The sequence below is a fragment of the Enterobacter sp. 01-M-03-SI-ECC genome, assembly GCF_047530215.1.
GTDB classification, from domain to species: domain Bacteria; phylum Pseudomonadota; class Gammaproteobacteria; order Enterobacterales; family Enterobacteriaceae; genus Enterobacter; species Enterobacter chengduensis.
Genome location: NZ_JBLKDA010000084.1, coordinates 1 through 2201 on the forward strand (window position 1 = coordinate 1; position 2201 = coordinate 2201).

The 2201-nt window shown below is 49.3% G+C and carries 1 protein-coding gene and 2 pseudogenes; 1 reads left to right on the plus strand and 2 read right to left on the minus strand.

Features of this window, described 5'->3' with window-relative positions; all coding sequences use genetic code 11:
- Positions 1–116: 116 nt before the first annotated feature.
- Positions 117–848, plus strand: a pseudogene (locus tag ACMWKK_RS26095) (SDR family oxidoreductase); the annotation flags it as partial.
- 91 nt (positions 849–939) lie between these two features.
- Here ACMWKK_RS26095 and ACMWKK_RS26100 read toward each other — a convergent pair.
- Positions 940–1584 (minus strand): quinolone resistance pentapeptide repeat protein QnrB1, encoded by a 645-nt coding sequence (locus tag ACMWKK_RS26100; protein WP_014386481.1) that lies wholly within the window; start codon positions 1582–1584, stop codon positions 940–942.
- A 95-nt stretch (positions 1585–1679) separates the two neighbouring features.
- Positions 1680–2081: pseudogene (locus tag ACMWKK_RS26105) on the minus strand (helix-turn-helix domain-containing protein); the annotation flags it as partial.
- Positions 2082–2201: the final 120 nt, after the last annotated feature.

The following is a 2201-nucleotide window of genomic DNA, read 5'->3' on the forward strand; positions in this document are numbered from 1 at the left end:
CTCAGCATTTTATTATGGTGATCCCCTGGGCGAAATGCGCCTGGTAAGCAGAGTTTTTGAAATGTAAGGCCTTTGAATAAGACAAAAGGCTGCCTCATCGCTAACTTTGCAACAGTGCCTTAATTACCGGTGGGGATTCAGGGATTGGTCGTGCTGTTGCTATTGCCTATGCTCGTGAAGGCGCTGATGTTGCGATTAACTATTTACCTGAAGAAGAAGACGATGCGCGTGAAGTGGTCGATCTGATAAAAAAAGCAGGCAGAAATGTTTTGGCCATCCCCGGAGATATCCGTGATGAGGCTTTTTGCGGTCATCTGGTAACACAGGCGGTAAAAGGACTGGGAGGGTTGGATATCCTCGTCAATAATGCGGGTCGTCAGCAATTTTGTGAGTCAATTGAGGAACTCACCACAGAAGACTTCGACGCAACATTCAAAACCAATGTTTACGCTATGTTTTGGATCACCAAAGCGGCCATACCCCATCTTTCACCAGACAGCGTGATAATTAATACCTCCTCCGTACAGGCTTATGAGCCAAGTGAAATCTTGCTTGATTATGCTCAGACTAAAGCAGCTATCGTGGCATTTACTAAATCGCTGGCGAAACAGCTGGCCCCGAAAGGGATCCGTGTCAATGCCGTCGCGCCGGGTCCATACTGGACTGTACTGCAGTGCTGTGGTGGTCAACCGCAGGAAAAGGTGGAGAAATTTGGGGCAAATGCGCCGCTGGGACGCCCTGGTCAACCGGTGGAAATCGCGCCGCTTTATGTCACCCTGGCCGCTCGGGAGAACAGCTATACGTCTGGTCAGGTCTGGTGTTCTGATGGGGGGACCGGAACCCTCTAACGTTTACGATCTGTGCGTCGAAAGTGACTTTTAAGGCAAGGGCGGACACTATTGTATAAGGGCGGGAGCGGTACTTACCGCTCCGTGAATGCTAACCAATCACCGCGATGCCAAGTCGCTCCATGAGCAACGATGCCTGGTAGTTGTCCAACTTAACGCCTTGTAAATCAACGCCCCGAATATCTAAGTCACCCAACTCCGAATTGGTCAGATCGCAATGTGTGAAGTTTGCTGCTCGCCAGTCGAAAGTCGAAAACTCGCCGCCGGAGAGATCTGAACCACTGAACGTCGCGCCCAGTACCTGGGCACCTATCCAACGGTTTTCCCACAGCTCACACTTTTCCAACACGACTTTCGAAAAATTGGCGTAGCTTAGATTGGTATTCGTGATATATGCGCTACAAAACCAGGTGCGCGTGGTGATCATATTCATAAAGCTTGCGCCGCGGAAATCTGCGCCTTGTGCGCGGCAGTGGCGAATTTCAATGCCCAGCGCACTGGAATTGCGAAAATCCGCCATGGATAAATCACAGCTTTTAAAAATGGCATCTTTCAGCATCGCACGACTAAAATTGCACCCTTTCTGGCTTTCACGATCATAGAACTGACAGCCGATAAATTCAGTGCCGCTCAGGTCGGCACCTGAAAAATCACAGTTAAAAAATGTACTATTTTCAATTTTCTCACCGGTGAAACGGTTTCTGTCAATTTTTTCGCCAACGAGTGCCAGAGCCATATTTGTACCTGTTTTTTTTATACAGTAATGGCGTCATGGTAAACCCTGATGAGGTTATGCGTCAAATCCGCCAATATGACATCTGCAAATGTGCGTTAAATCTGGTGTTTTTTCAGCAAAGCGCGAAGCTGATGGTAAGTCAGACCCAGTAATTCAGCGGCTTTTTTCTGGTTAAATTTTGCCTGCTGTAAGCTGGTTTGTAGAAAGTCTTTCTCTTGCTGCTGCTGGAATTCACGCAGATCCAGCGGTAACCCTACAGACATCGGTTTAGTTTCCGGCGCCTGCGGCTGAGTAGTGTGGCGGCGGAAGGGGTCAATGATTATCTCATCCAGCGGGTAATCACTGGTTCCATGCCGGTAAACGGATCGCTCCACGACGTTTTTCAGTTCACGAATATTGCCCGGCCAACGGTAGTGGAGGAGAGTTTCTCTGGCCTCGGCACTAAAACCCGGAAACAGAGGTAATCCGATCTCGCGGCACATCTGAATGGCAAAATGGGGTTCTAGGGATTTTCCGTCCAAAAACGACAAAGTGCTCTGGAGGCCGCGCCGTCCGTGGCCTCCAGAGGGGTATTACTTTTCGCTGACGGGTAAATATCCCTCGATTGAGCGCATAAG